At 40.4% G+C, this 24,913-nt stretch carries 19 protein-coding genes; 9 read left to right on the top strand and 10 right to left on the bottom strand.

What is annotated here, in order from left to right; translation table 11 throughout:
• Window positions 1-46: 46 nt before the first annotated feature.
• A complete protein-coding gene (locus HXT34_RS03605) occupies window positions 47-1,489 on the bottom strand; it encodes an MFS transporter (RefSeq protein ID WP_415689384.1) in 1,443 nt (480 codons plus the stop codon).
• 252 nt (window positions 1,490-1,741) lie between these two features.
• Between HXT34_RS03605 and HXT34_RS03610 the strand changes: the two genes are divergently transcribed.
• Both HXT34_RS03610 and HXT34_RS03615 read left to right on the top strand, forming a co-directional pair.
• On the top strand, window positions 1,742-2,668 hold the full coding sequence (locus HXT34_RS03610) for a hemagglutinin (RefSeq protein WP_415687788.1): 927 nt from the start codon (window positions 1,742-1,744) through the stop codon (window positions 2,666-2,668).
• A gap of 112 nt (window positions 2,669-2,780) precedes the next feature.
• Window positions 2,781-5,057: a HelD family protein gene (locus HXT34_RS03615; RefSeq protein WP_421784407.1), complete on the top strand. Its 2,277-nt coding sequence runs from the start codon at window positions 2,781-2,783 to the stop codon at window positions 5,055-5,057.
• Window positions 5,058-5,118: 61 nt separating this feature from the next.
• Here the strand turns inward: HXT34_RS03615 and nrdR are convergent, their stop codons facing one another.
• Together nrdR and HXT34_RS03625 are read right to left on the bottom strand one after the other, a co-directional pair.
• Window positions 5,119-5,574 carry a transcriptional regulator NrdR gene (gene nrdR, locus HXT34_RS03620; protein WP_004119918.1) on the bottom strand — a complete coding sequence of 152 codons (456 nt, stop codon included), beginning with the start codon at window positions 5,572-5,574 and terminating at the stop codon, window positions 5,119-5,121.
• A 232-nt stretch (window positions 5,575-5,806) separates the two neighbouring features.
• Window positions 5,807-6,184 (bottom strand): LysM peptidoglycan-binding domain-containing protein, encoded by a 378-nt coding sequence (locus HXT34_RS03625; protein ID WP_415686942.1) that lies wholly within the window; start codon window positions 6,182-6,184, stop codon window positions 5,807-5,809.
• Between the two features lie 217 nt (window positions 6,185-6,401).
• On the opposite strand from HXT34_RS03625, the gene lexA reads away from it, so the two are divergent.
• Entirely contained in the window at window positions 6,402-7,076 is a 675-nt protein-coding gene (gene lexA / locus HXT34_RS03630) for a transcriptional repressor LexA (protein ID WP_415687808.1), read from the top strand.
• 168 nt (window positions 7,077-7,244) lie between these two features.
• On the opposite strand, the gene HXT34_RS03635 is transcribed toward lexA, so the two are convergent.
• The 5 genes from HXT34_RS03635 to HXT34_RS03655 all read right to left on the bottom strand — a co-directional run bounded on the left by HXT34_RS03635 (window position 7,245) and on the right by HXT34_RS03655 (window position 13,503).
• Entirely contained in the window at window positions 7,245-7,724 is a 480-nt protein-coding gene (locus tag HXT34_RS03635; RefSeq protein WP_004107146.1) for a GreA/GreB family elongation factor, read from the bottom strand.
• A gap of 71 nt (window positions 7,725-7,795) precedes the next feature.
• Entirely contained in the window at window positions 7,796-8,203 is a 408-nt protein-coding gene (locus tag HXT34_RS03640; RefSeq protein ID WP_004107148.1) for an FKBP-type peptidyl-prolyl cis-trans isomerase, read from the bottom strand.
• A 279-nt stretch (window positions 8,204-8,482) separates the two neighbouring features.
• A complete protein-coding gene (locus HXT34_RS03645; protein ID WP_415689380.1) occupies window positions 8,483-10,021 on the bottom strand; it encodes an L-serine ammonia-lyase in 1,539 nt (512 codons plus the stop codon).
• Between the two features lie 85 nt (window positions 10,022-10,106).
• Window positions 10,107-12,776 carry an HAD-IC family P-type ATPase gene (locus HXT34_RS03650; RefSeq protein WP_415689378.1) on the bottom strand — a complete coding sequence of 890 codons (2,670 nt, stop codon included), beginning with the start codon at window positions 12,774-12,776 and terminating at the stop codon, window positions 10,107-10,109.
• Complete coding sequence (locus tag HXT34_RS03655; RefSeq protein ID WP_415689376.1) at window positions 12,766-13,503, bottom strand: hypothetical protein; 738 nt, start codon at window positions 13,501-13,503, stop codon at window positions 12,766-12,768. The genes HXT34_RS03650 and HXT34_RS03655 overlap by 11 nt, the downstream gene beginning before the upstream one ends.
• A 153-nt stretch (window positions 13,504-13,656) precedes the next feature.
• On the opposite strand from HXT34_RS03655, the gene HXT34_RS03660 reads away from it, so the two are divergent.
• The 4 genes from HXT34_RS03660 to HXT34_RS03675 all read left to right on the top strand — a co-directional run bounded on the left by HXT34_RS03660 (window position 13,657) and on the right by HXT34_RS03675 (window position 17,298).
• The gene (locus tag HXT34_RS03660; RefSeq protein ID WP_415683481.1) at window positions 13,657-13,905 is read left to right on the top strand and encodes a type II toxin-antitoxin system HicA family toxin; all 249 of its coding nucleotides are present in this window, start codon (window positions 13,657-13,659) and stop codon (window positions 13,903-13,905) included.
• A 17-nt stretch (window positions 13,906-13,922) separates the two neighbouring features.
• On the top strand, window positions 13,923-14,321 hold the full coding sequence (locus HXT34_RS03665; protein WP_415686947.1) for a toxin-antitoxin system HicB family antitoxin: 399 nt from the start codon (window positions 13,923-13,925) through the stop codon (window positions 14,319-14,321).
• Between the two features lie 310 nt (window positions 14,322-14,631).
• Window positions 14,632-15,972: a H2O-forming NADH oxidase gene (nox, locus tag HXT34_RS03670; protein WP_415686949.1), complete on the top strand. Its 1,341-nt coding sequence runs from the start codon at window positions 14,632-14,634 to the stop codon at window positions 15,970-15,972.
• 192 nt (window positions 15,973-16,164) lie between these two features.
• Window positions 16,165-17,298, top strand: a complete 1,134-nt coding sequence (locus HXT34_RS03675; protein ID WP_421784411.1) for a 4-hydroxybutyrate dehydrogenase — start codon at window positions 16,165-16,167, stop codon at window positions 17,296-17,298.
• 108 nt (window positions 17,299-17,406) lie between these two features.
• On the opposite strand, the gene HXT34_RS03680 is transcribed toward HXT34_RS03675, so the two are convergent.
• Entirely contained in the window at window positions 17,407-19,485 is a 2,079-nt protein-coding gene (locus HXT34_RS03680; RefSeq protein WP_421785449.1) for a YhgE/Pip family protein, read from the bottom strand.
• A complete protein-coding gene (locus tag HXT34_RS03685; RefSeq protein WP_421784413.1) occupies window positions 19,475-20,242 on the bottom strand; it encodes an ATP-binding cassette domain-containing protein in 768 nt (255 codons plus the stop codon). Before HXT34_RS03685 ends, HXT34_RS03680 begins: the two co-directional genes overlap by 11 nt.
• Before the next feature lie 551 nt (window positions 20,243-20,793).
• On the opposite strand from HXT34_RS03685, the gene HXT34_RS03690 reads away from it, so the two are divergent.
• Window positions 20,794-22,134, top strand: a complete 1,341-nt coding sequence (locus HXT34_RS03690) for a Na+/H+ antiporter family protein (RefSeq protein ID WP_415687780.1) — start codon at window positions 20,794-20,796, stop codon at window positions 22,132-22,134.
• Window positions 22,135-22,412: 278 nt separating this feature from the next.
• Window positions 22,413-24,767, top strand: a complete 2,355-nt coding sequence (locus tag HXT34_RS03695; protein ID WP_421784415.1) for a hypothetical protein — start codon at window positions 22,413-22,415, stop codon at window positions 24,765-24,767.
• Window positions 24,768-24,913: the final 146 nt, after the last annotated feature.

The raw sequence follows: 24,913 nt of genomic DNA on the forward strand, positions 1-24,913 counted from the left end.
TATAATTCTATGCTTTTGATTTTTGCTTTTACTATTATTTTTGGCCTTATTCTTGATCTTCGTCTACTTCGATTGCATTGCTTTCTTTAGTAATAAAGTTTCTGAATGTAAATACGATAATTCCTAATAATGCAACAGCAGCACACATAAGAGATATGTTTGCAAATCCAGACGAAATACCAGAAGCACCTGTTATAGAATCTCCATTCAACATGTTTTTATCTAATATTCCGTCAAAAATTACTACACCAACAGACGCAGAAACACTAATAGCTAAATCATTCATTCCGCACCCTCTGCCAGATTCTTCAACTGGAAGAGACGAAAGAATTGTTGAAGCAAGTGGAGAATACACCATTCCACAACCTGCATAATAAACGCATGCACATAAAGCTATAGCTAAGAATCCAGAATTTATTAATACTGCAATACCAATCCATCCGCAAAGTATAAACAATATTGCTAATAGTAAACTCGTTTTCCTTCCTATACGACTAATTATTAAGCCTGAGCATGAACCGAATATTGCAGCAACAATAAAAGCCCAAACTAAATAAGAAGCTACTTGTGAAGTAGTCATGTTATATAAAGTTTTTCCAACTCTATTGAACAGTGGGCTTATGCAATAATTTGTGAAGTATATTATGCCCATCAAAATTATGCCAGAAAGCCAACGAATATTTTTAAAGAAAGCTGGCGTAACAAACGGCTCTTTAGCTTTACTAATGTAAATACCAAAAATTATAAACAATATAATTGCTGAAATAAACATCAACAAGTTTCCGTATGAAATGAACAATGTAAGAGACGCAACAGCAAATCCAAAGACTGTAAAACCAACAACATCAATTTTTTTACCGTTGCCATTTTTTGTTGGCAAATAATGCAATAATGACGGCAATATTAGAATAGTTAATGCTGGAATTAAGAATAAATATTGCCAAGCAATAGAGCTTAACAATCCTGCTGAAAACACTCCAATACACGCAGAAAGCTGGTACGATGCTGTAAATAATCCGAAGAAGATAACTTTCAAATCATTTCGCAAATATTTTGTTGCAATTACTAAGAATGATGAACCTGCTACTTGTTCACCAGTTGTTTGCATAATACGAGCAGCAATAACTGTCCACAAATTTGGCTCAAAGCAAGAATTAGCTACAAATCCAAAAACTGAGCCTATAAACAAAGATGTTAATCCAATAGTTACAAGCTTTTTTAATGACACAAAGTCGCCTAAAGAACCATAAATAAAGCATACAATTCCTAAAATAATACCAGGTAAACCAGTTATAAGAGGCGCTTGATCGACAGCTTTCACATCTATACCAACTTGTTTATAAACAAGATTGAAACCTTGCAAGCACAAAGTGCTAATAACAAATGTAATAAGCAGTAGTATTAACGCACGAACAGCAACCTTATCGCGCATTTCTGGGTCATCATAAGGATCCACAGAAGAACAATCAATTCGTTTAGTCCCAATCATCACCGTCTTACTCCCCTGCCACAGCCTAATAATTCCAATATTTATGCAGAAAACTACTGCAAATAAATCAATCTGCCATAACAATCTAAGTTAATCGCAACAAATTCTTCGCGCGTAGCTACTCAATCGGATAATTCTACAGTTTGATAGTTACAATCAACAATAAAAGTTAGGAACAATTTTAAAAAATAATCATAATAATAAAATGATTCGCATATCACTTATAATGTAACAAGCTAAGTAGGAGGAAACATGGTGCAGAGAAGAAAGAAACATGATTCTATTCATGTCAACCTAAATAGTGAACATAATAGTGGTACTCATCACAATAAAAACAACAGTTCATTAAAGCATAAGTTTTACTCCAATAAAATTTTACGAAACATTATTATTGCTGTCATAGGCATTGCTATTATCATTCCTGTTGTTCAGTGGATACGTTGGGAACAGACTGTTTCTGATCTTCGCAACAAACAAGAACAACTTGTGTCACGCTTTGATTTTAATCCAGGCAATATTATTTCTGATTCTCAATTTTTTGACGATAATGCAATGAGTAAAGATGAAGTACGCAATTTTATACGCAAAAAAGGAGCAAAATGCACTGGTAAAAATTGCTTAAAAAATGCGTACTTTAATACTCACACTATTCCTGCCGATTCACTATGTTCAAAGTATCAAGGTGTAAGCAAAGAATCTTCTGCAGACATAATATACAAATCAGCAAAAGCATGTCATATCAGTCAACGAGTATTACTTACAATGCTGCAAAAAGAACAACATCTTGTAACAGACACTGATCCTAGCGATTTCCAATACAAATCAGCTATGGGATTAGATTGTCCAGATGATTCTCATTGCAACCCACGTTTTGCAGGATTCTTTAAACAAGTAATTGGTTCTGCAAGAAGATATAGATATTATCTTCTTCATAACGATCAATATAACTACCACCCTAACACGATTAACACAATTCAATATTCTCCAAATAAATCATGTGGATCTAGCAATGTTTATATCGAAAATAAGGCTACTGCATTGCTTTATATTTATACTCCTTATCAGCCAAATATAGAATCGTTAAAAGCTGGATACGGCGAAGGAAATTCGTGCTCAGCATATGGAAATCGCAATTTTTCATTGATTTACTCTGCATGGTTCGGAGATCCTCGCAAATAATATTCGTTAGATCGACATAGGAATACAATCTCGGTGTATAAGCGTCGAGGTATACTTAAATGCCTAATTTTTGGCACAATTGGTTGCGGTATTTTACGAAGAATGGATGCGTATGTCTACCTATTCCTCACAACTTGGCGAAGAACAACAAGCTGTTGACCGAGCTTATAGCCGTCTAGATGATTTGCGTAATACTATTCGCGCGCGCTTAGACGCTGTGCGCGCGTCAGGTTCGCACGGTTCACCAACACAGCGCACAGAGCGCGACTCATTCGCAACCATGTACGAAGATCGTCTTACACAATTACGAGCTGTTGAAGATCGTCTTGTTTTTGGAAGGCTTGATAACACAGAAGGCATTAGGCGATACATTGGTCGCATTGGTTTGCTTAGCGAAAACCATGATCCTATTCTTACAGATTGGCGCGCTGAAGCTGCACGGCCTTTTTATGAGGCAACCCCTTCGCATCATGGCGATATTGTTATGCGTCGTCATATTACACTCCGTTTCAGAGACGTTATTGGTGTTGAAGATGAAGTACTTGACATACATTCTGATGAAATAGGAAAAGCTTCACAACAAGGTACTCTTACTGGCGAAGGAGCACTGCTCGCATCTTTAGGTTCTCGCAGAACCGGCAAAATGACTGATATTGTTGCAACTATTCAAGCAGAACAAGATCGAATTATTCGCGCTCCTCTTGATCACACTATTGTTGTACAGGGAGGTCCTGGCACAGGAAAAACAGCTGTTGCTTTGCACAGAGCAGCTTATTTGTTATATACTCACAGGCGCAAACTTGAGCGTTCAGGAGTTCTTATTGTTGGTCCAAGTTCGGCATTCTTGCGTTATATTGATCAAGTACTCCCTTCTCTTGGTGAAACAGGTGTAGTAAGTAGAACTATTTCCGACTTAATTCCTGGAATTTGTGCTACAGATGAAGATTCTCCATACGCAGCAAAATTAAAAGGAATGTATCGTATGCGAACAGTTATTGCGAATGCAATTGCCGCTCGTATTCGCGTTCCTAAAAATCTTCCAACAATTCATGTTGGAGGATTTAGTATTCCTCTTCTAAAAGAAGATATTGAGATAGCTCAATCAGATGCTCAACGAACTCACCAGCCGCATAATCAGGCACGAAATACTTTTATAAAAACCGTGCTCAGCATATTGAAAAATCGTTATTTGGAAAAACTTGATTATGTTCCAGATCAAGCTGAATTAAACGATATAACTTCTCAACTTCGTCTTGACGATAAACTGCGCATTACTTTAAATCTTGCATGGTTACCTATGACTGGAGAATGGCTCATTGACCAACTTTTTGCTAAACCTGACAAATTACGTACATATGCACCTTGGTTAAGCGACGAAGACATTAACTCACTTACTAGGCCAAAGGGCAGCCCGCTTACTCGTTCTGATATTCCATTACTTGATGAAGCTATGGAATTGCTCGGTCCTGATCCAAAACTTGACGCTCAAAGATCTGCAGCACAAGCAAAAAAACTTGAAGAACAGCAATTTGCAGCTGACACTTTAGCACAAGCTGGTATTGGAAATGGCATAGTAACTGCCGATATGCTTCTTGATAATCTGCAAGGCGACGATGCAGGAATGCTTGCCCGTAAAGCAGCTTCTGACCGCGAGTGGACATATGGTCACGTAGTTGTCGATGAAGCTCAAGAGCTTACAGCAATGGATTGGAGAATGCTTATTCGTCGTTGTCCTTCACGCTCCTTTACTATTGTTGGCGATGTTGCACAGACTTCTGCGCTCGGAGGAACTCACAGATGGCAGAAGAATATGAATTCTCTATTTGGAGAACCAAATTGGGATCTTTACGAGTTAACAATTAATTATCGAAATCCTAGTGAAGTTTCTGAAGCAGCAAGCAAAGTTGCAACAGATTCAGGATTATACATTTCTACTGTTCATGCAGTTCGCTCAGTACCTGATTCACTCGTATCGCAAACGGTTGAATCACAGGATGAACTCGATACTGCACTTGCAGAATCTTGTACAAAACTATTCGAAAAATTTGTCTCTGATGATGGTAGTGGTCGTATTGCAATCATTACTCCTAACAGCATGGTTAGCCATGCTAAAAAGGTTGTAAACCAAGCATTAGAACATGCATTACCTGAAAAATTATGGAATCAGTTAAGCAAACAAAATGCCGATGATTGTCAATGCAGCGTTTGCACAGCTGAGGAAGTAAAAGGTCTTGAATATGACGCTGTCATAGTGTTGCAACCTTCTCAAATTGAGCAGGAAGCTGCATCTAGACTAGCTGCTGCAGCCAATCTATATGTTGCAATGACTAGACCAACTCAAAAATTGCATATAATACGCACTAAAGATGACGCAAATTTTGAGAACTAGAACTCAAAATAATGCAAAAGCGCAGTAAATAGATATTCTGTAACAATAATCAATAAAATTATTATTCTTCTGTTTTACTGCGCTTTAAATCTTCAATTGCATGTTCAAAATCTTCAAGACCTGTGAAGTTTTGGTACACACTTGCAAAACGAAGATATGCAACTTCATCTAATTCACGCAATGGCTTAAGAATAGCTTTGCCAACTTCTTCAGATGTAACTTGCGCTAAACCTCGTGCTCGCAAATCAGCTTCTACTCGCATACCAATAGTCTTTAACGCTTCAGCATTAATAGGACGTCCTTGACATGCTTTACTAACACCAGCAACAACTTTTGCTCGATCAAAAGGTTCAATAGAGCCTGAACGCTTCATTACAAGCAACTGAGTTGTTTCTACTGTAGTAAATCGATTACCACAAACTTGGCATTCACGTCTACGGCGAATAGAGTAACCATCTTCACTGATACGAGTATCTATAACTTTCGTATCAGAATTCTTACAAAAAGGACAATGCATATATTCAGCATACTAAAAAATAGCGAAAAACTACATAATATTATTCACTTTATTCAAATATTTCCGAATATTATACGATTTTATTGTCCATAATCCGAAATACTCCATAAAACACACTGAATATTACATCATCATTTTCAATAAAACTTAGCTCATCAGTTTCAATTTCAAATATAGTAATATTTTCCCTTCTCATATTTCCCCCATTTTTATAGTATTTGCGCTCAATCAACTATTGAGCATCATTTAATGGAACATTAATAGACTGTCCGATTACCAAATCTTCAGAAGAAAGATGATTTAAAGCCATTAAACGCTCTACATTATCTGATATATCACCGTTTTTAGGAGTAATAGTAGCAGCATAATTCCATAACGTATCTCCAGGACGAACTGTATATGTAACAACTCTTTCAGGTATCGCAGAAACAGCAGTCTTTGGCATAAACAATGTACAGAATGTTATTGCTGTCATCAAAAGTACAGCTACACGAAAAACTCTAGTTTTGCGCGCATGCTTATTAGAAACGCAGCGTTTACGAATCAAATAAGTATTTTCTTGCATACCTACTCTAACTTCCCTGCCACTTCTAATTAATGATGTACTCATAACTGTCCTTTCTCCTTCCTTAATCGACTGAACATTTGTTCTATCGAACAGGTGTATTAATAATGACACATTTGTTCGATAGTTGCAACGGCGTGTCGAACAGATGTTTGATTTTTTTAAGAAAGTGCGTTAAAATAGTAAAAGCGAAAGGAGCACCATGAATAACGATGGCACAAATAACGATAACAATGGCATTAATGCTAGCGATATTAACGCAATGTCACTTACTGACCGCCAACGCAATATTATCAATGCCATCCAAAACAATATAAAAATTCATGGATTCCCTCCTTCTTTCCGCGAAATTGGAGAAGCGGTTGGACTTAGAAGCCCATCTTCTGTGAAACATCAATTGCGAACACTTGAAGATAAAGGGATTTTGCGAATTAATGCAAATAAAGGTCGCGCTATTGAAATTCTTGATAATTCAATTGTTGAAAGCAATTCAAATAACAAAATTAATGAAAATTCTTCGAGAGTTGCCAATATTAGCGCATACGAATCTGATTCTGTTATAAATTCTAGAGATGTTCCTCTAGTTGGAAGAATTGCAGCAGGAGCTCCAATAACAGCAGAACAGCATATTGAAGATGTGATGCGATTGCCAGAACGTCTTACAGGTACAGGAAATCTTTTTATGCTTGAAGTACACGGCGATTCTATGATTGACGCCGCTATTTGCGATGGCGATTATGTAGTAGTTAGAGAGCAGCATGAGGCTGTAAATGGAGACATTGTTGCAGCACTGCTAGATAACGAAGCGACTGTTAAAACTTTCAGAAATGACCACGGTCACGTATGGCTTATTCCACATAATCCGGCTTACTCTCCTATTGACGGATCACACGCAACTATTATGGGAAAAGTTGTTACAGTTTTGCGAAAAATATAAAACTTATCCACCAACCCCTCAAAAAAATATTCTCCCCACTTATTTCAAAATATGGACTAAGTGGGGAGAATAATATTTATAAAATCAACTTATGCAGATTATGAAAATCATGTAACTTACGCAACTTCGCAAGTTACACAACTTACGCAACTTCGCAACTTACACAACTTACGCAAGTGGATGTGAATCCTTAATTGTCACTGAAATCTCACGTCCATTTGGAGCCGCATAGCTAACAGTATCACCAGTATGAGCACCCATAATAGCTGCTCCAATTGGAGATTCTGGGCTAATAACGTCATAATCTGTAGCTACAGCAATATCGCGAGAACCAAGAACATAAGTCATTTCTCGACCTGCAAGCTCAAGAGTAACCAAAGAACCATTGCCAACAGTGCCATCCTTCGGAGCTTCAAGAATCTTCGCATTACGAAGCTTTACAATAAGCTCATTAATGCGACCTTCATTCTTTCCTTGCTCCTCGCGAGCAGCCTGATAACCACCATTTTCAGACAAATCGCCTTCAGCACGAGCTGCAGCAATACGCTCAGTGATTTCTTCTCGATACTCACCTTCACGATGTGCTAACTCTTCTTTTAGTTTGTCATACGCTTCCTGCGTAAGTAAAATAGTTTTTTCTTCAGCCATTGCTACCTCCTTATCCAACAATCTCTAAAAATAAAAACTATTCGCGCGCAAATAAAATTCACGCTCTTATATCAACGAGTTGAAATAATATCAACAACAAATACCAAAGTGTCTCCGCCGCCAATACCGGCTTGAGGTATGCCACGAGAGCCATAACCATACTCTGGAGGAATAGAAATCAACAAACGAGACCCAACATTATGACCTGGAACAGTGCGGTCCCAGCCCTGAATCACTTGACCGACACCAATACCAAAACTAGCTGGAGTATGACGAGCAAAGCTTGAATCAAATGGCTTGTCGCTACCCCAAACCACACCATGATAATTCACAGTTACAGTGTCACCGGCACGAACTACAGGACCATTACCCTCAACTAATTCAACAACTTTAAGACCTGCTGGCGGTTCAGATTCAGGGAACGTCACCGTTGGCGTAGTGCCAAATTCTGCAATCACTTCTGGCATATCTTGTGCCATATTTCCTCCTTTACAAACTCCAAACAGTATAATCTGAACAGTATAACATCTACACAGACAGCTTTTAACCATCCTGCATTACTAAAGCAGCGCATTTTAAATAGTACATTTAAGTAAATGCACATTCGAATAAATGCAGTTTAGACTAACACTTCCTAGATTAACCTGTCCTAGATTAGCACTGAAACGTTACGTATGTACATGAAATATACGCATTGTGTATAACTTAGCAAAAATTAATCTCACATCATCAGCGAATTAATGCAAAATATTAGCAAATTAGCACTCAACAACGTTTACAGCTAGCCCGCCTTTTGAGGTTTCGCGATATTTAGACATCATGTCATGACCAGTTTCTTTCATAGTCTTAATCGCTTTGTCAAGGCTTACCATGTGCGAGCCATCTCCAAGCATTGCCATTCGAACGGCATTAATTGCAGTATTTGCAGCCATAGCATTGCGCTCAATACAAGGAATTTGTACCAAACCGCCTACAGGATCGCAAGTTAATCCCAAATGGTGTTCTATACCGATTTCTGCAGCATTTTCAACCTGTTCCGGGGTTCCTCCCAACACTTCGCACAATCCTGCAGCAGCCATCGAGCAAGCAGAACCAACTTCTCCTTGGCAACCAACTTCAGCTCCAGAAATTGAAGCATTTCGCTTAAATAAGTAACCAACAGCACCTGCAGCAAGCAAGAATCGCACAACCCCATCTTCATTAGCAGAATCAACAAATCGCCAATAATATTGCAATACTGCAGGAATAATTCCTGCAGAACCATTCGTTGGAGCAGTAACAATACGCCCACCACCAGCATTTTCTTCACTAACAGCGAGCGCAAAAAGATTAACCCACGCAGAGTCTGAACTTTCTAAAGCAGCATCCGAACGACGACGATTATTGCGAAGCATGTCTGAATTTGCAGCTAAGCGCTCATACATGTGAGGAGCTCTGCGAGGCACATCAAGACCTCCTGGCAAAATCGGTTGCTTTGAGTTGCATCCGTTTTCTACACATTTACTCATAACTTTCCAAACATGCAGCAAATAGTTACGCACGTAGTCAGCATCGCCTTCATGCAATGCAAGCTCGTTTTGCCACACAACATCGCTTATTGACATATGCTTTTCTCGGCAAATATTTATAAGCTCGTCGCATGAAGTAAAAGGATAAGGTACAGTGGAATCTTTTGTTTGATTTGAAGAGTTTGCAGTATTATCGCTACTATTTCCGTTATTACTTTCGTTATTACTTATACTTTCGCTATTATTTTCGCTATTATTCTCGCTTACACCATTCTTACTAGCATTATTTTCATCTTGCTCAGTAACACGCTCATGCAAGCCAACCATTGCATCATCTGCACACCCTTGACGAATAAATCCGCCGCCAATTGAATACCAAACTTGCTCATCGATTTTATTGCCGTCAGAATCAGTTGCAACAAAACGCATTCCATTAGGATGAACAACCATTCGCATCCATTTTTCAAAAATTACGTCCTTATCGTAATCAAAAGCAATAGTATGCTCACCTGCGAGCGTTAAAGTGCCAGTTTTTTTGCATTCCTGACGAATAGTAAGCATATGATCAGTGTCTACATTATCTGGAAGATTTCCTTCAAGACCTGCAACGCAAGCGCGATCAGTACCATGACCAAGACCTGTTAAAGACAGTGATCCGTAAAGAGTCACACTTACATGCGCAACGTTTGCAAGACTACCACTTTTTTTAAGCGATGAAACAAACGAACACGCAGCTCGCATAGGACCTACTGTATGTGAAGAACTAGGACCAACCCCAACTGAAAACATCTCTAAAATACTAAACACATATCTATTGTAAGCATCATTAAGCTCACGTCGACACACTAATTACATTAGAAATATGTTAGATTGTTCACTTCTTACTTTGTTTAGATAACAAGTTTGCTAAACTCACACACACAAACCAGAGGATTGCAGCTAAAACAACAGCTATAAGCATTACAATAAACGCGCTTCCTGCAGTTGGCACGTGAATTTCGAAGAACTTTGCAGTAAACGGTATAAAAGCTCCAGCAACTCCAGCTGCAGCAAATAGCGCAACCATAATTCCTCTCCACGAGCGCAACGGCTTGGCAACGCTTGCAAGCACGAGTATGCCAAGAACAAATACGATTACGGAACAAATACTGCGAGTAGTTGCCAAAGCTTGCACGTTTGAAACAATAAAACGAGATGCTATCAAATTATTTGCAACAACATCGTCAAGATTTAATCCCAAAACTCGCGGAGCAATAACAGCAGTCGCTAGCACAGAAGCTGCTATAGCAAATCCGCTAGGAACAGCAAAACGAACAACTCGCTTCAAGAAACCTGGAATGTATCTACGAGTATTAGGTGCTAAAGCGAGCAAAAATGCTGGAATACCAATAGTTAAAGAACCAATATAAGTAATGTGACGAGGCAAATACGGGAAGTGCAACGCTAGAAGCACAACTCCTGCAGAAATAAGCGCAGAATAAACAGTTTTTACAAGGAACAATCCAGCCACGCGTTCCATATTTGCCATCACTTGCCTACCGCGAGCCACAACATCCGGCAAATGCGAGAAGCGCGAATCGACAAGAACCACTTGAGCTACAGCTTTTGCAGCAGGAGCAGCATTGCCCATAGCAACGCCCAAATCAGCTTCTTTAAGAGCCAAAGTATCGTTCACGCCATCACCAGTCATAGCAACCACATGACCTTGAGTGTGAAGTGCCTGAACAATCGCTTTCTTTTGATGAGGAAGCACACGCCCAAGCACATCCACATTTTCAAGCACTTTAGCCAATTCGTTAATATCTTCTGGCAGTTTTCTAGCGTCCATTGCAACAGGCTTGCGATCTCCTGTTAAGCCAACTTTTGCAGCAACAGCAGCAACAGTTGTAGGATTATCTCCCGAAATTACACGGCAGCGCACACCCTGCTCACGGAACCATTCGAGCGTTTTGCGAGCATCGTCACGAATACGCTCAGAGCAGCGAACTAAAGCAACAGGCTGAGCGTTTGCGCAAACAGTAGGAGAATCTCCAAAAGTTTTATCTGTTTCTGTTACGCTACTTACGCTGCTACTATCGACGTTACTTACTCCGCTACTTTCGCTACTTACAGCACTACTTTCACTACTTACTTTTGCAAGCAGCAGCACGCGCTCGCCTTGCTCCGCATAAGAATTAACTTTCGCTAAAAGTTCATTAGTATTTGCATAATTAATCGCGCTGAGCAACACTTCCGGAGCACCCATATACCAAGTTGCACGCTCTCCACTGCTTTGTACATATTGCACAGCACTCCACTTTCTAGCAGAAGAGAATGGAAGACGGTTAGATACATGCGCGCTAGCTGCAACTCCTTGAGCACCAAGCCCTTCCATAATCGCAACACCTGTTGCGTTCGGATTTTCTTCATTAGATAAGTCAAATAAAGCTTGGTTGGTTTGCAAGTTTGTCTGTAAGTTAGTTTGCAAGTTAGTTTGCAAAGATATTTCGGCACTACTATTATCTAGATTTTCTACACCAACGAATGCAATACCACCGTCGGTTATAGTGCCAGTTTTGTCCAAGTTCAAGCAGTCTACACGCGCTAAAGTTTCTACAGATTCCAACTCCTGAACTAACGTTTGCTTACGCGCAAGTCGCATAGCAGCCACAGCAAAATTAAGCGAAGTAAGAAGAACCAAGCCCTCTGGAATCATGCCAACAACGCCTGCAACAGCAGAAACAACAGCTCCTCTCCAAGCACCAGTTTGCCAAGCTTCAACGAATCCGCCAGCCTTGTGCATTTGCGACCACACAAGCAGCACACACAAAGGCACCACAACCATCGTCATATACTTCAAAATCGTGTTAATTCCACGGCTTAAGTCGGAAATTGTTTTGGTATAAACTTTCGCTTGCGCTGCCAATTTTGCAGCATAACTGTGCTCTCCTACGGCAGTAACACGCGTTAAAGCCATTCCAGAAACTGCAGTAGATCCGGAATAAACGTCGTCACCTTTTGCTTTTCGAACTGTAGCAGACTCGCCCGTAAGCATGGACTCGTCCATTTCCAAGCCCCACGATTCCAGCACTTCTACGTCCGCTGGAACCTGCTCGCCAGCTCTAAGCCACAAAACATCCCCAAGAACAATATCTTTGTGCGCAATCTCAATATTTTCTCCACCTCTACGCACCATTGCGCGAGCAGCAACCAATATAGAAAGCCTATCCAAAGTGCGCTTTGCTTTTAATTCAGTCACAATGCCAATTCCAGTATTTACCAGAATTACTACACCAAAAACAGCATCCTTCCACGAACCAGTTGCAAGCACGACAACCATTGCTGTGAAAATAATCGCGTTAAACAATGTAAACACGTTCGCGCGCACAATATCCATTAAAGAACGAGAAGTCTGCTTAGAAGTAATATTCACGTCTCCGCGAGAAACTGCTGCTGTAACCTCTTCGTCACTCAAACCAAAAACTTCTACTTTAGGAAGCGCTGCAATAGCGTTATTTTTGCTGCTTTCTGTAGACGCTATCGCATTTTGTTTATTACTTGTCATTTATAATCACTTCCCTACCGTGTGGCGTATTGTCAATTATTGCGCGAACAATGCTTAGCAAAGACGAACGCTCAAATTTGGATTTCTTTTTTTTATTATTTAAAGATTCGCTATTTTTTGATAAATCAGATTCATGAATATTTTTGCCGATTCCACTTCCATCGCCATCAAAATACAAAGTAGCAGCGTATAAGGTTGCGTCTTTTGGCGCCTTTACAGGATTTATTAACGCAACTGGCACTCCAGCGTAACGCGCGTATTGCAGCGCAGAAATCCATGCTTTGCTTTCGTTTTGTTTATTGCGAGCGCTGTTATTAAGCTTGTTATTCTCTTTTATATTTGATTGATTATTAGCATTATGCGGATCGTCAACGCCTGTTACGTCGAGCGCGTCTATAAGTATTAATGAAACAGGCTGCTCGCTTGCAGCGCGAATAGCTTGCTGAGCAGCTTCGTTAGGATTAGCAACATTTGATATCGGCACATAAGAGGCACTCAATTTTGACGTTTTACAATGCTTCATAACTTCGTCATCAAGCGCAGCTAATTTTGAACCAATTACAAGTAGATGAATATCGTCAATATCCACACCATCGTGAATTATGTCTCCAACGCGACCAGTATTCCCCACAGCTTTACCCTGCGGCTCACAAGCACTAAACGCGCCCAGCGCTAAAGCAGTTACGATAGCAGCCGCAAAAATGGTAATAGCGCGTTTAGAAAACATAAGACTTTTATACCACACCTTCAACATAAGTGGCTGTTTTGGGGTATTTTATACAATTCTACAAATTGTAGTACATTAACCCATTGACACCATATATAACACCACTTATACTTTTATAAACACATCAAATACGCTATTTTACTGGGGAGCTAAATGTCACAATGGGACAAATTACTTAGGAAAATACTTAGCCTATCCAAAGATATGCGATTTGATGAATTGAGAAAAGTATTGGAATCCTACGGATATGAGATGTGCAATCCACGAAGCGGAAGTAGCCATTATACTTTTCGCAAAGAACACGCAAACCCAATAACAATTCCAAAACATGAACCAATAAAAAAGATATACGTAGAAATGGTGAAAGCTGTAGTAGAAGCAGCAGAAGAAGAAAAACAGTAAAAAGTAGGAAATTGGATATGGTAAAAACATTAACAAATAAAACACTCAGCTACTACATGTCACTACCGTATAAGTTGGAAATTGTAAAGGATCCAGACGAAGGCGGATTTGTGTCCTACTACCCTGATTTGCCAGGATGCATAAGTTCGGGAGACTCCGAACAGGAAGCAGCAGCAAATGCACAGGACGCTAAACACGCTTGGATTGAAGCAGCTCTTGAAAGCAAAATCAACATAAAAGAGCCGTCTTACCATGAGCTGAATGACTATTCTGGTCAATTCAAACTGCGTCTCCCTAAAGAATTACACAGGCAATTGGCTGAGCAATCTCAAGCCGAAGGCATAAGCATGAACCAGTATTGCGTGTATCTTCTTTCGCAAAATAACGCTATTGAACGCGTGCTTGAGCGAGCGTAGAGAATAAACAATCAAGAAACGAACTGCAAATACATAATTGCATATACGCGCACTTCAATAGCACACACCACACAACACCACCACAACACGCACAAAATCAAAATTGGTAAGACTCGCATTCGTGTAATAGTATTGTGCATTGGATGTGCATTCGCGCCGCAGCGTGAATTAAACAAAGCAGTTGAAGCACATACAATAATTTCAACAGAATTTAGCGGAATTAAATTAAACTAAATTAAATTAATTTCAGCAGAATTCAACAGAAATAAACAAAATTAAAACTAGATTCAACGACGAAAAGAGATTACCGATGACGAAGATCATTCAGATTGGCGCAAATCACGCCGGCACTGCCTGCGCTAACACCATTTTGAGCTACCCAGGAAACGAGCTTACAATTTACGATCAGAATAGTAATATTTCCTTCCTTGGTTGCGGCATGGCTTTGTGGATTGGCAAGCAAATTCAAAGCAGCGACGGACTGTTCTATCAGAAGCCAGAAGATTTCGTTAAAAAAGGCGCTAAGGTAAATCTTGAAAGTAAAGTTTTAGACATTGATTACGCAAAGAAAGAAGTAACAGTCGAACTTAAAGACGGCACTGTTATTCACGATTCTTACGACAAGCTGGTTCTTGCTACCGGCAGCCTTCCAAACAAGCCTCGCATTAAGGGCATTGACTTGGAAAACGTACAAATGGTAAAGCTTTTCCAGAATGCTCAAACTGTTATCGCTAAGCTACAAGAGCGCGATTTCCGTAACGTCGTGGTTCTCGGCGGAGGCTACATTGGTGTGGAACTTGCGGAAGCTTTTAAGCGCCTTGGCAAGAACGTAACTCTTATTGACATGGAAGACCATATTCTTAACGGCTACTTTGACCCAGAGTTTTCCGATAATTTGAAGCAAATTATGGAAGATAAAGGCATTAAGTTTGAACTTGGTCAAACTGTTGAAGAAATTGTTGGCGAAACTGAAGTAAAAGCTGTTAAAACAAGCAAAGGCACTTACGATGCAGACATGGTGATTTGCGCTATCGGCTTCCATCCAAACGTTGCGCTTGGCAAAGATCACTTAAAGCAGTATGCTAACGGCGCTTTCCTCGTTGACAAGAAGCAGCAAACTTCCGACCCAGACGTGTACGCAATTGGCGACTGCGCTACAATCTACGACAACGCTCGAGACCGCGTGAACTACATTGCGCTCGCTACTAACGCCGTTCGAAGCGGCTTGATTGCAGGTCACAACGTTTGCGGAACTCCTGTAGAAACCGAGGGCGTGCAAGGTTCTAGCGCAATGATGATCTACGATTACAAGCTTGTTTGCACAGGCTTGAGCTTGACTGCCGCTCAAAAAGAAGGCATGGACGTTGATTACGTTGATTTTGAGGATACTCAAAAGCCTGCGTTTATGGAAGTTGAGAATCCAAAGGTGAAGATTCGCATCGTTTACAAGAAGGATACGAAGGTTATTGTTGGTTGCCAGTTGGCTTCTAACTACGATATGTCTGCCGCAATTCACCTGTTCTCGCTGGCTATTCAAAAGAAAGTAACGATTAAGGAACTTGCTTTGTGCGACATCTTCTTCATGCCTCACTTCAACCAGCCATACAACTACATTACGATGGCTGCTTACACGGCTTTGTTGAAGGGATGATTAGTATCTGTAACTTTTGATGATTAATCTGTGCAATTAGCTTCTGCTATTAGCTTAAATCGCATTTATTAAACCAAGCAATCTGTTCTATAATGGAGCAGTTGCTTGGTTTTTTAATCATCCGCGCACAAAAGCGCGCACACGACGCGCATATTAGCGTAAGACATGCAGATTAAAACAAAGGAGTCTAGGATGAAGCAGCTTTCTATTAAACCAACTATTCATAAGTTCGAGCAAGCACGCGACTTTGCGCAAGAATTCAAGCTTGGTAAGGGTGATTTGGTTATTACAAACCAGTACATTTGGGAGCCTTATTTTGGCGATTTGAATCTTGATTGCGACGTGATTTTCCAAGAGAAATACGGCAAGGGCGAGCCGAGCGACGCAATGGTTGATGCAATCGTTAGTGACATTCACACCACTCCAAAGCGCGTGATTGGCATTGGTGGCGGCACTGTTTTGGATATTTCGAAGGTTTGTGCGTTGAAGCAAACAAGCCCGCTTGAAGACTTAGTTGACGGCAAGATTCCTGCACAAAAAGGCGCGGATCTTATTCTTGTTCCAACTACTTGCGGCACTGGCTCCGAAGTTACGAACGTTGCCGTGTTCTCGCTTACTAAGCGCAATACCAAGAAGGGTTTGGCGAACGATGCTTGCTATGCTACGGACGCGGTTCTTATTCCGGAATTGTTAAAGAGCCTGCCGGATTACGTTTTTGCAACCAGTTCTATTGACGCTCTTACACACTCGATTGAGTCCGCACTTTCTCCTATTGCAACCGAGCTTACAAAAATGTTTAGCTACAAGGCTTGCGGACTTATTTTGCAAAGTTATATGCGAGTTGTGAAGGAAGGCAGCAGCGCAAAAAGCCAAGTTGTAAGCGATTTGGTTTCGGCAAGCCTTTACGCTGGCATTGCGTTTGGTAACGCTGGTTGCGGTTGCGTTCACGCGATGGCTTATCCGCTTGGTGGCACTTTCCACGTGGCTCACGGCGAAACGAATGCTGCGCTTCTTACAAGCGTTTTGCGATACTATGCTAAGCACGACGCAGCAAACAGCACCAGCGCCAAAAACACTGAACTTTCTAAGCTTTTCGACTTCATGACAAATATTCTTGAATGCCAAAAAGCGGACGTATTAGACAAGCTTGACGAAGTTCTTAACACGATTCTTCCTAAGCACAAGCTTCACGAGTATGGCATGACCGAGGATATGATTCAAAGCTGGGCTTCGAGCGTTGTTAAAGAGCAGCAGCGACTTTTGAAGAATTCATACATGCACATGGACGAATCTGCAATTGCCGAAGTCTACGCGTCTACTTTCTAAAGTCAGATAACGTATTTATAAAGTAACTAAATTAAACTAGATTCACTAAAAAATCCCCGCAACCAACAAAAGCTGCGGGGATTTTAATTATCGCGCCTACATGAACACTTATGCCTCAAGCGTTATCACAGGATGCAAATCAAACATCGTTACAGTACGCTTCATGCGGCAGGCAATGCTTGTTATAGCAATCGCAATAACGCCGAAAAGAACAAGCATTTCAATGCCGAAAACTATTTCACCACTGTTCTTTCCAGCCATTGCTTGACGCAACCCCATAATCGAGTACGTCATTGGCAAGTATGGGTGAACAGCTCTAAAGAATGCCGGCGTCATTTGTACTGGGAACGTTCCTGCAGAGCTTGTGATTTGCAACATAAGAAGCACAATTGCAACTATTCGCCCTGGTATGTGGAAAATCACCATAATCATTTGCATTATTGCCATAAACATTATGGATGCAATAATTCCAAGACCGTAGAACGCAAGAACGTTGTCAATTTGCAGCTTTAACACAACGTGCACTACGCCCATAAGAATTACAGCTTGCACAACGCCCATAAGCACAAACGGCGTCAAGCTAATAAGCGCGCTCTTAAGCGGATTCATGCCGTTTAGTATCGCTCGCCTATCCATAACTCTCAAAACAAAGGTTGCCATAAGAGCGCCGACCCAAAGGCCTATGGAAATAAAGTAAGGAGCGAAACCTGTTCCGTAATTTTCAACGTGAGAATACTCGTGTTCTTCCAAAGAAACAGGCGCACTCATCATCTTACTTTTTTGAACAATATTGTTGATTTTTCCAGACTTTTGAGAATTCTTAAGCCCGTCATGCAACTTTTTTGCGCCTTCAACCAGCTTTGGAGTATTATCCGATAGCTTCTTAGCTCCGGAATTAAGCTGATCAGAACCGTTCACTATTTTCGCTGAACCTTGAGACGCTGCATTCACACCATTATTTAGTTTCTCGCTACCGTTACTTACTTGAGCCAAACCTTCAGCAAGACTATTCGCTCCAGCAGCAAGCTTATTTGAACCAGTATTAACAGCTTCAATACCTTGAGATATTGCGTCAGCTCCGCCCTTTATTTGCAAACTTCCAGCAGAAAGCTTGTCTGCTCCAGCGCTTAAAGCAGAAAGATTTGTTTCTAGAAGATCAGAATTTTCACTTAATCCTCCAGCTAAACCTTGCAAGCTAGCAAGCACGTCTTCCTTAGTGACCCTAGGATCTTGCGCTTTCATAAGAAGACCAGTAATTTGTGCTTTTGTTTCAGCGTTTCCAGCTTTAACGTGTTCTTCTAATTCGCTGCTAGAGGCAGCAAGCTTTTGCGCACCATTGTAGAATTCGCTTGTTGCTGCAGATAGTTTTTGAGTTCCTTCGCTTAATTGTTGAGCTCCGTTTGCTAAATCTTGCGTTTTTTGTGCAAGATATTGCGCGCCTGCTTTACTTCTAGCGTTTGCTTTAGAAAGAGTATTTGCTCCTTTTTGGAGCTCACTTAATCCGCCTTGAAGTTTTCGCAAAGATTGTGAAAGTTGATTAGATCCATTTGCAAGCTTATTTATTCCAGTTTGCAAAGATTGTGAGCCTTCATGCAAAGCACCAGCACCATTTACTGCAGCACCAAGAGAATCAGAAGCAGAATTAACTTTCGCAAACATATTCTCCCAATACTCTTGAGCAATCGCCTCGCTAATTTCGCTACGCATAGTATGGAAAGCAGTTTTGCCAATTTGCGAAGCAAGCATATTACTTGCTTGATCGTATTTCACATGGAGTTTTGCTTTAGTAGGAGTATCGTATTGCGCAGAAGCAATGCATTTACTGAATGAAGCTGGAATGGTTGCTACCATAAAATAGTTGCCATTTTTAAGACCTTTGTTTGCTTCATCACTATTAACAAAATTCCATTGGAATCCTTCGCTGCCGTCTTTTTGATTCTTTAAGCGAGTTTTAATTTCGTTTCCAATGTTTCGCATTTTGCCGTTAATCATAGCGCCATTGTCTTCAACAACAACAGCTACAGGCACAGTATTTAAAGTCTTATAAGGATTAGTAAATGCCCATAAATAAAGCGATCCGTATAAAAGTGGAATCAAAGCTACGGTTCCAATAATAAGCTTTCGAGCTTTTCCTTTCAATGTATTGTTAAGCTCACGAAATGCAAGAGCAAGAGTATTAACGCGCATTGTTTTCACCACCATTTGCTTCACTTGTACCAAGCTGTGAATCAATATAAGAATTTTCTACTTCCCCATGATTTGGACTTAGTCTTAAGACTTGATCCGCTTGCTTTTCTAACTCACTTTGCAAAACTCCAACAAGGCAAGAGCAGTAGTTTTTACTAACGTATGCGCGAATATCGGAAAGTAAGCATTCACTTTGCTCACTAGTAAGCTCCGTTTCAATTCCATCAACAAATAGAAGCCACGGCTTTTTTAACAAAGCAAGCGCAATTGCCAAACGCATGCGCTCGCATGGAGTCAGCTCTCCTATTGCTGTTTCGTGAGGAGAAAATACTTTCCATTGAGCTAGCACGTTGTAAGCGTACTGCTGTAAAGCTTCGCGATTTTTTACATCATTTTTGTATTGCTTCAAAAATAGAGGCGAGCGCGATGCGAGTTTCAACTCGCTCATAAGAACTTCTTCTATTGTTTGCGTTTTGTAGAATTCGTTAATTCCGTTGAATAATCCCAATCCCACGTATTGCCGAGATTCGTGGAAATCGTTAGGAAGAGTTGCGTCCGCAATAGTAAGAGTTCCGTTCGTAAATTTCATATAACCAGACAGTGCAAGTAGCAAAGCTGATTTTCCAGAGCCGTGTTCGCCTGATATTGCAACGATTTGATGAGGTGCAACTTTTAGCGACACATCCCAAAATGGTGTTCTTCTAAATCTTTGTAAACCTAATTCTTTAGCTTCTAAAAGCATTTGTTCCTCTTGCATAATTTGTATGTCTGATGCTTATTGCTTAGACACAACGCAGTATCTAAATTCCGCTTAGAGCGCCAGGCATTCCTCCTTACTCTAAATAACTATTTTCAATTTTCAATTTTCAATTTTTTAGTTTTTTGTTGTTTTTGTTTGTTGTTTATTGTTTATTTTTGGATTTTCACAATTAGCAAAACAATTTTTAATTTTCACATTGCTTTATCGCCATTTTTAAGCGGTAAACTCACGTTGCAATGTTGCATAAAACGGTGCAAAACCGGACATTTGGTGATTATTATTAATTCTTCACCACTAATGTTTTAGAGTACTCTTTTGGGTAAACAATTGTTGAGTTAATCTAATTTTTTTTATTTAATTGTTTATATTTTATATTTAATTAAGAAACATGTTGTAAACACTTCCATGCTATATTGTCCTTAATTACTAAATGTAAGAAATACATATGTAGGAATACATATGCAAAAATACAAGCATAAGCAATACGAAATAAAACGTATTGCTTCAAACAATATATTAAAATTCAAGCATTTAAAGGGGTGAACGGCATGCTAGGTTTGCAAATTTTAAATATTATATTTAATCCGGTTATTGTGTCGGTTGTAGTGCTATGCGCGCTTAGTCTTGCAAAACTTAATGTTTTGCTATCAATGATAGTAGCTTGCATTGCAGGCGGCATTGCCGGTCATCTTCCTCTTTTCGGTGACGGAAATCACACAATTATGGCTTTGCTTTGCGACGGTTTCTCCACCAACGCACAAACTGCACTCGCCTACATTTTGCTTGGTACTTTTGCGGAAGCAATTACTGCAACAGGCTTAGCTCAAATTATTTCTAAAAAAATTAGCTCAATCATTGGCATGAAAAAGTACGCTCTACTTGCGGTACTAACTATTATTGCATGCATGTCTCAAAATATTGTGCCGGTTCATATTGCTTACATTCCTATTCTTATTCCGCCGATTTTGCAAGTTATGAACAAACTTAAGATTGACCGCCGAGCAGCTGCCTGCTGCACTGCTTTTGGTCTTGAAGTTCCGTATATTGCTATTCCGTTTGGCTTTGGTCTTATTTTCCAAACTGTTATCGCTACGAATCTTTCTAAAAACGGCATGAAGGTTAGTGTTGCAGACGTTAGTGCTGTGAACTGGTATTTAGGTCTTGCAATGTTTGCATCACTACTTTTTGCAGTTTTTGTGCTTTACAGAAAACCTCGCGAATACAAAACTACAGAAACTGACACTCGCGCAGCCGACGCTGTTGTCGGACCTCTTAATTTACGCCATTATGTGACTATTCTCGCAATTATTGTTGTTGTAGTAGTGCAAGTTATTAGTAAGGATCTTTCGCTTTCGTCTATTGCAGGTCTTGCAACCATGATTATTTTTGGAGCAATAAAGTGGAACGACATTGACAATCAGCTTACTGGCGGCGTAAAACTCATGGGTCTTATTGCGTTTGTGATGCTCATTGCGGGCGGATATGCTAACGTGATCCAAGCTACAGGCGGAGTTGAGGAGCTTGTAAACTTTGGCGTAGCTTCTATGGGACAGAACAAACTTGTTGCCGCATTTGTTATTACGCTTATTGGCTTGCTTGTGACTATGGGAATTGGCACTTCGTTTGGCACGGTTCCTATTCTTGCGGTTTTGTTCGTGCCACTTTGCCAGAGCATTGGTTTCAGCACTCCTGCAACGATTCTTCTTATGTCTTCCGCTGCAGCTCTCGGAGACGCAGGCTCCCCTGCTTCCGATACTACGCTTGGACCTACTTCCGGCTTAAACGCAGACGGTCAGCACAGTCATATTTGGGATACTTGCGTTCCAACATTCCTTATTTTCAATATTCCGCTTATGGCTGCCGGCATTGTAATATCGCAGTTTATTTAGCAGATTATTTCTGATATTAGCTACTAAACATCTCGTATTATTTAGCTAAATATTTAGTTGAATATTTAATAGAGATTAAGCATTTCGAAACATAAAAGTGTTTATTGATAAAATTATCGATAAACACTTTTATTCTTTATCAAAAACATTATAATGTAATATGCAAATTTCGAATTTATTATACATTTATTGTATATTTCGAAACAAAATAAAATAAATTTATTTAGGTATCTAGTTAGATGGTTGATTAGGTAGTTGATTAGAGAGTTGGGTGTTTTATGAATAAGGCAGCGAAAATTATTCTGACTTCGACAATGATGGGTATTGCAACGGCAGCTTGCGCAGTATGCATGAGCCAAACCGCTTACGCTGCTGGCACTGATGCAAATAACATAAAAACAACTACCCCCCCCCCTGCAAATCTCACTAATCAAAATGATTTAGAGAATAACGCCAAAACTGGCAATAATAAAGCTAACGAAAATAAAACTAGCAACGATAAAACAGAAGATAATAAATCTAGCGAAAATAAAGCCAGCATTGCAGAATACCGCGGTGTAACTCCATCTACTACAACTACTACAACTGCTAAGACTACGGAAACAGAAGCTACAACAGAAAAAGCAGACTCTCAGGAAGAAACTGTTTCATATCCACAAATGACAGAGGTAGAGCCAGGTGTAGCAGTTACCATTAAGCCAAAGTTCATACGCGGCGGTAAAGAAATCACATTAGAACAATCGACAAAGTACGGCAATTGTAAGGACTACATGGAAGCCATACACGTCGAGTATAAAAACGGCGATAAATATGAACTTGCGTATGATTCTTGGGTAACGCGCTCAGCAGATTATAGCTACACGTTCAAATGGCGCACGAGTGCAGCGCGCGAACATCCTAACGCTACTATTCGCGTTACGGGACTTCGTATGTATAGCAAGAATGGACAGCAACTCCAAGAAGAGATTGTTCCAACATTTAAGACCGCAGGCGCGGAGAATCATAAGATTGAGCCAAAGACATTTACGTTTGATAGGAATGAACTATCTGCAGCACTAGCGACCGATGCAAGCGGTAATTATGTTCGCTGGCGAGCAATAAACAACTCCACCAACTCTAGTTCAGAACAAATGACGGCATATGCTGATTATCTTAACTACAATCCTGATACGAAAAAGCTAACTACAACTGTAAGCACGGAGCCGTTTAAGAATGAGAATTCACGTGTTGTTGCAAGGAAATATACCAATATCACACTCAAAACACTAAAGGCTGGCGAAACGGAATCTACGGTAGTAGAGGGTATTAAAGAAACCCCGTGGTTCTTCAAGTATCAGCAGTATGCGGATATCTGGGACGAAATTAATCAAACGACAATCGGTTCGTATAATTTTAACAACGTTGAACAAAGAATCGGCGGCAAGGGTCTAACTGGTCTGAAATACGACTTTGGAAAACAAGGCATCACTGGCACTCCTACCATCACAGATTGGAATGATGGCGAAACAACTCGTACACTTACTATCTATATGGCAACAATCCATAAGGGCAATGATGGCTCAGACACCATGAGTTTAAGCCAGTTTGAATGGACAGTGAGTAAGCCACAACAAACTCCAGTTCTAGACCCTACGAAGAAGCAACCGCCGCAATTTACTGATAGCACTAACAAATTGGCTGAAGGACTTGCAACTGATAAGGCTGAAGAATATATACGCTGGCAAGTAACCAGTGCTGATATGTATAAAGCAGCAGCATATAGCAACTATCTCAAATATGATCCTATTAATAACGTGCTAATCGCAGAACCGTGTACTATCCCATTTAATGAGGAAAATACAGAGGTTGTTGCAAGGAAATATACCAATATCACGCTCAAAACTATAAAGGCTAACGAAACAACACCTACGGTTGTAGATGGTATTAAAGAAACGCCATGGTTCTTCAAATACAAAAAATATCAAGAAATTTTTAATGCGGTTGCCGCAACCACAATCGGCTCGAAAACGTATAACGATACACGTGGGAACCTTCATACGGTAACGATTGGTGGAGATGGTCTCAGCGGCTTAACGTTCGATTTTGTTACGAATAGTATTAGCGGCATTCCTAACATTACAGACTGGAAGGAAGGCGAAACAAGTCGCACAATTCCTGTTTATAGGATAGAGACTTGTCATGTACCCGGTACGTTTACGGAAACTATGGGAATAAGTAAGACGGAATTAACAGTGACGAGACCTAAACCACAACCACAGCCACAACCACAGCCACAACCGGAACCACAGCCACAGCCAGCACCGAAACCCGAACCGCCTAAGCCGGAACCAAAGCCAGAACCGAAACCAACTCCTGTTCCAACTCCTGTTCCGACTCCAGAGCCGGAGCCTGAGCCTATTCCAGCGCCTATAATTCCTGCACCAGAGCCGGAAGAAGTGACAGAACCAACGCCAGAACCGGAACCAACGCAAGAAGAGACTGTTGAAGAAGCACAAACTCCACAAACGCATGAACCGCTTGCTAGCACAGGCTCTGAAACATCAAACATTGCAGGTGCTGGATTAGCGTTCTTGCTGTCAGCCTTCGGCGCACTTTCGCTTAAACGCACGCGCATTGGCAAACACAGCAAGTAAAAAACGCAACTAGCGAATAACGCAAATAAAACTAATAAACGCCAGTCGAGTTGAAATAAACTCCCTGGCGTTTATTTTTAAGCACAAATCAACCAATCACAAATCAACCAATCACAAATCAACCAATCGCAAAGTAGCCAATCGCT

The organism is Gardnerella sp. DNF00983 (assembly GCF_049244265.1).
Classification (GTDB): Bacteria; Actinomycetota; Actinomycetes; order Actinomycetales; family Bifidobacteriaceae; genus Bifidobacterium; species Bifidobacterium vaginale_J.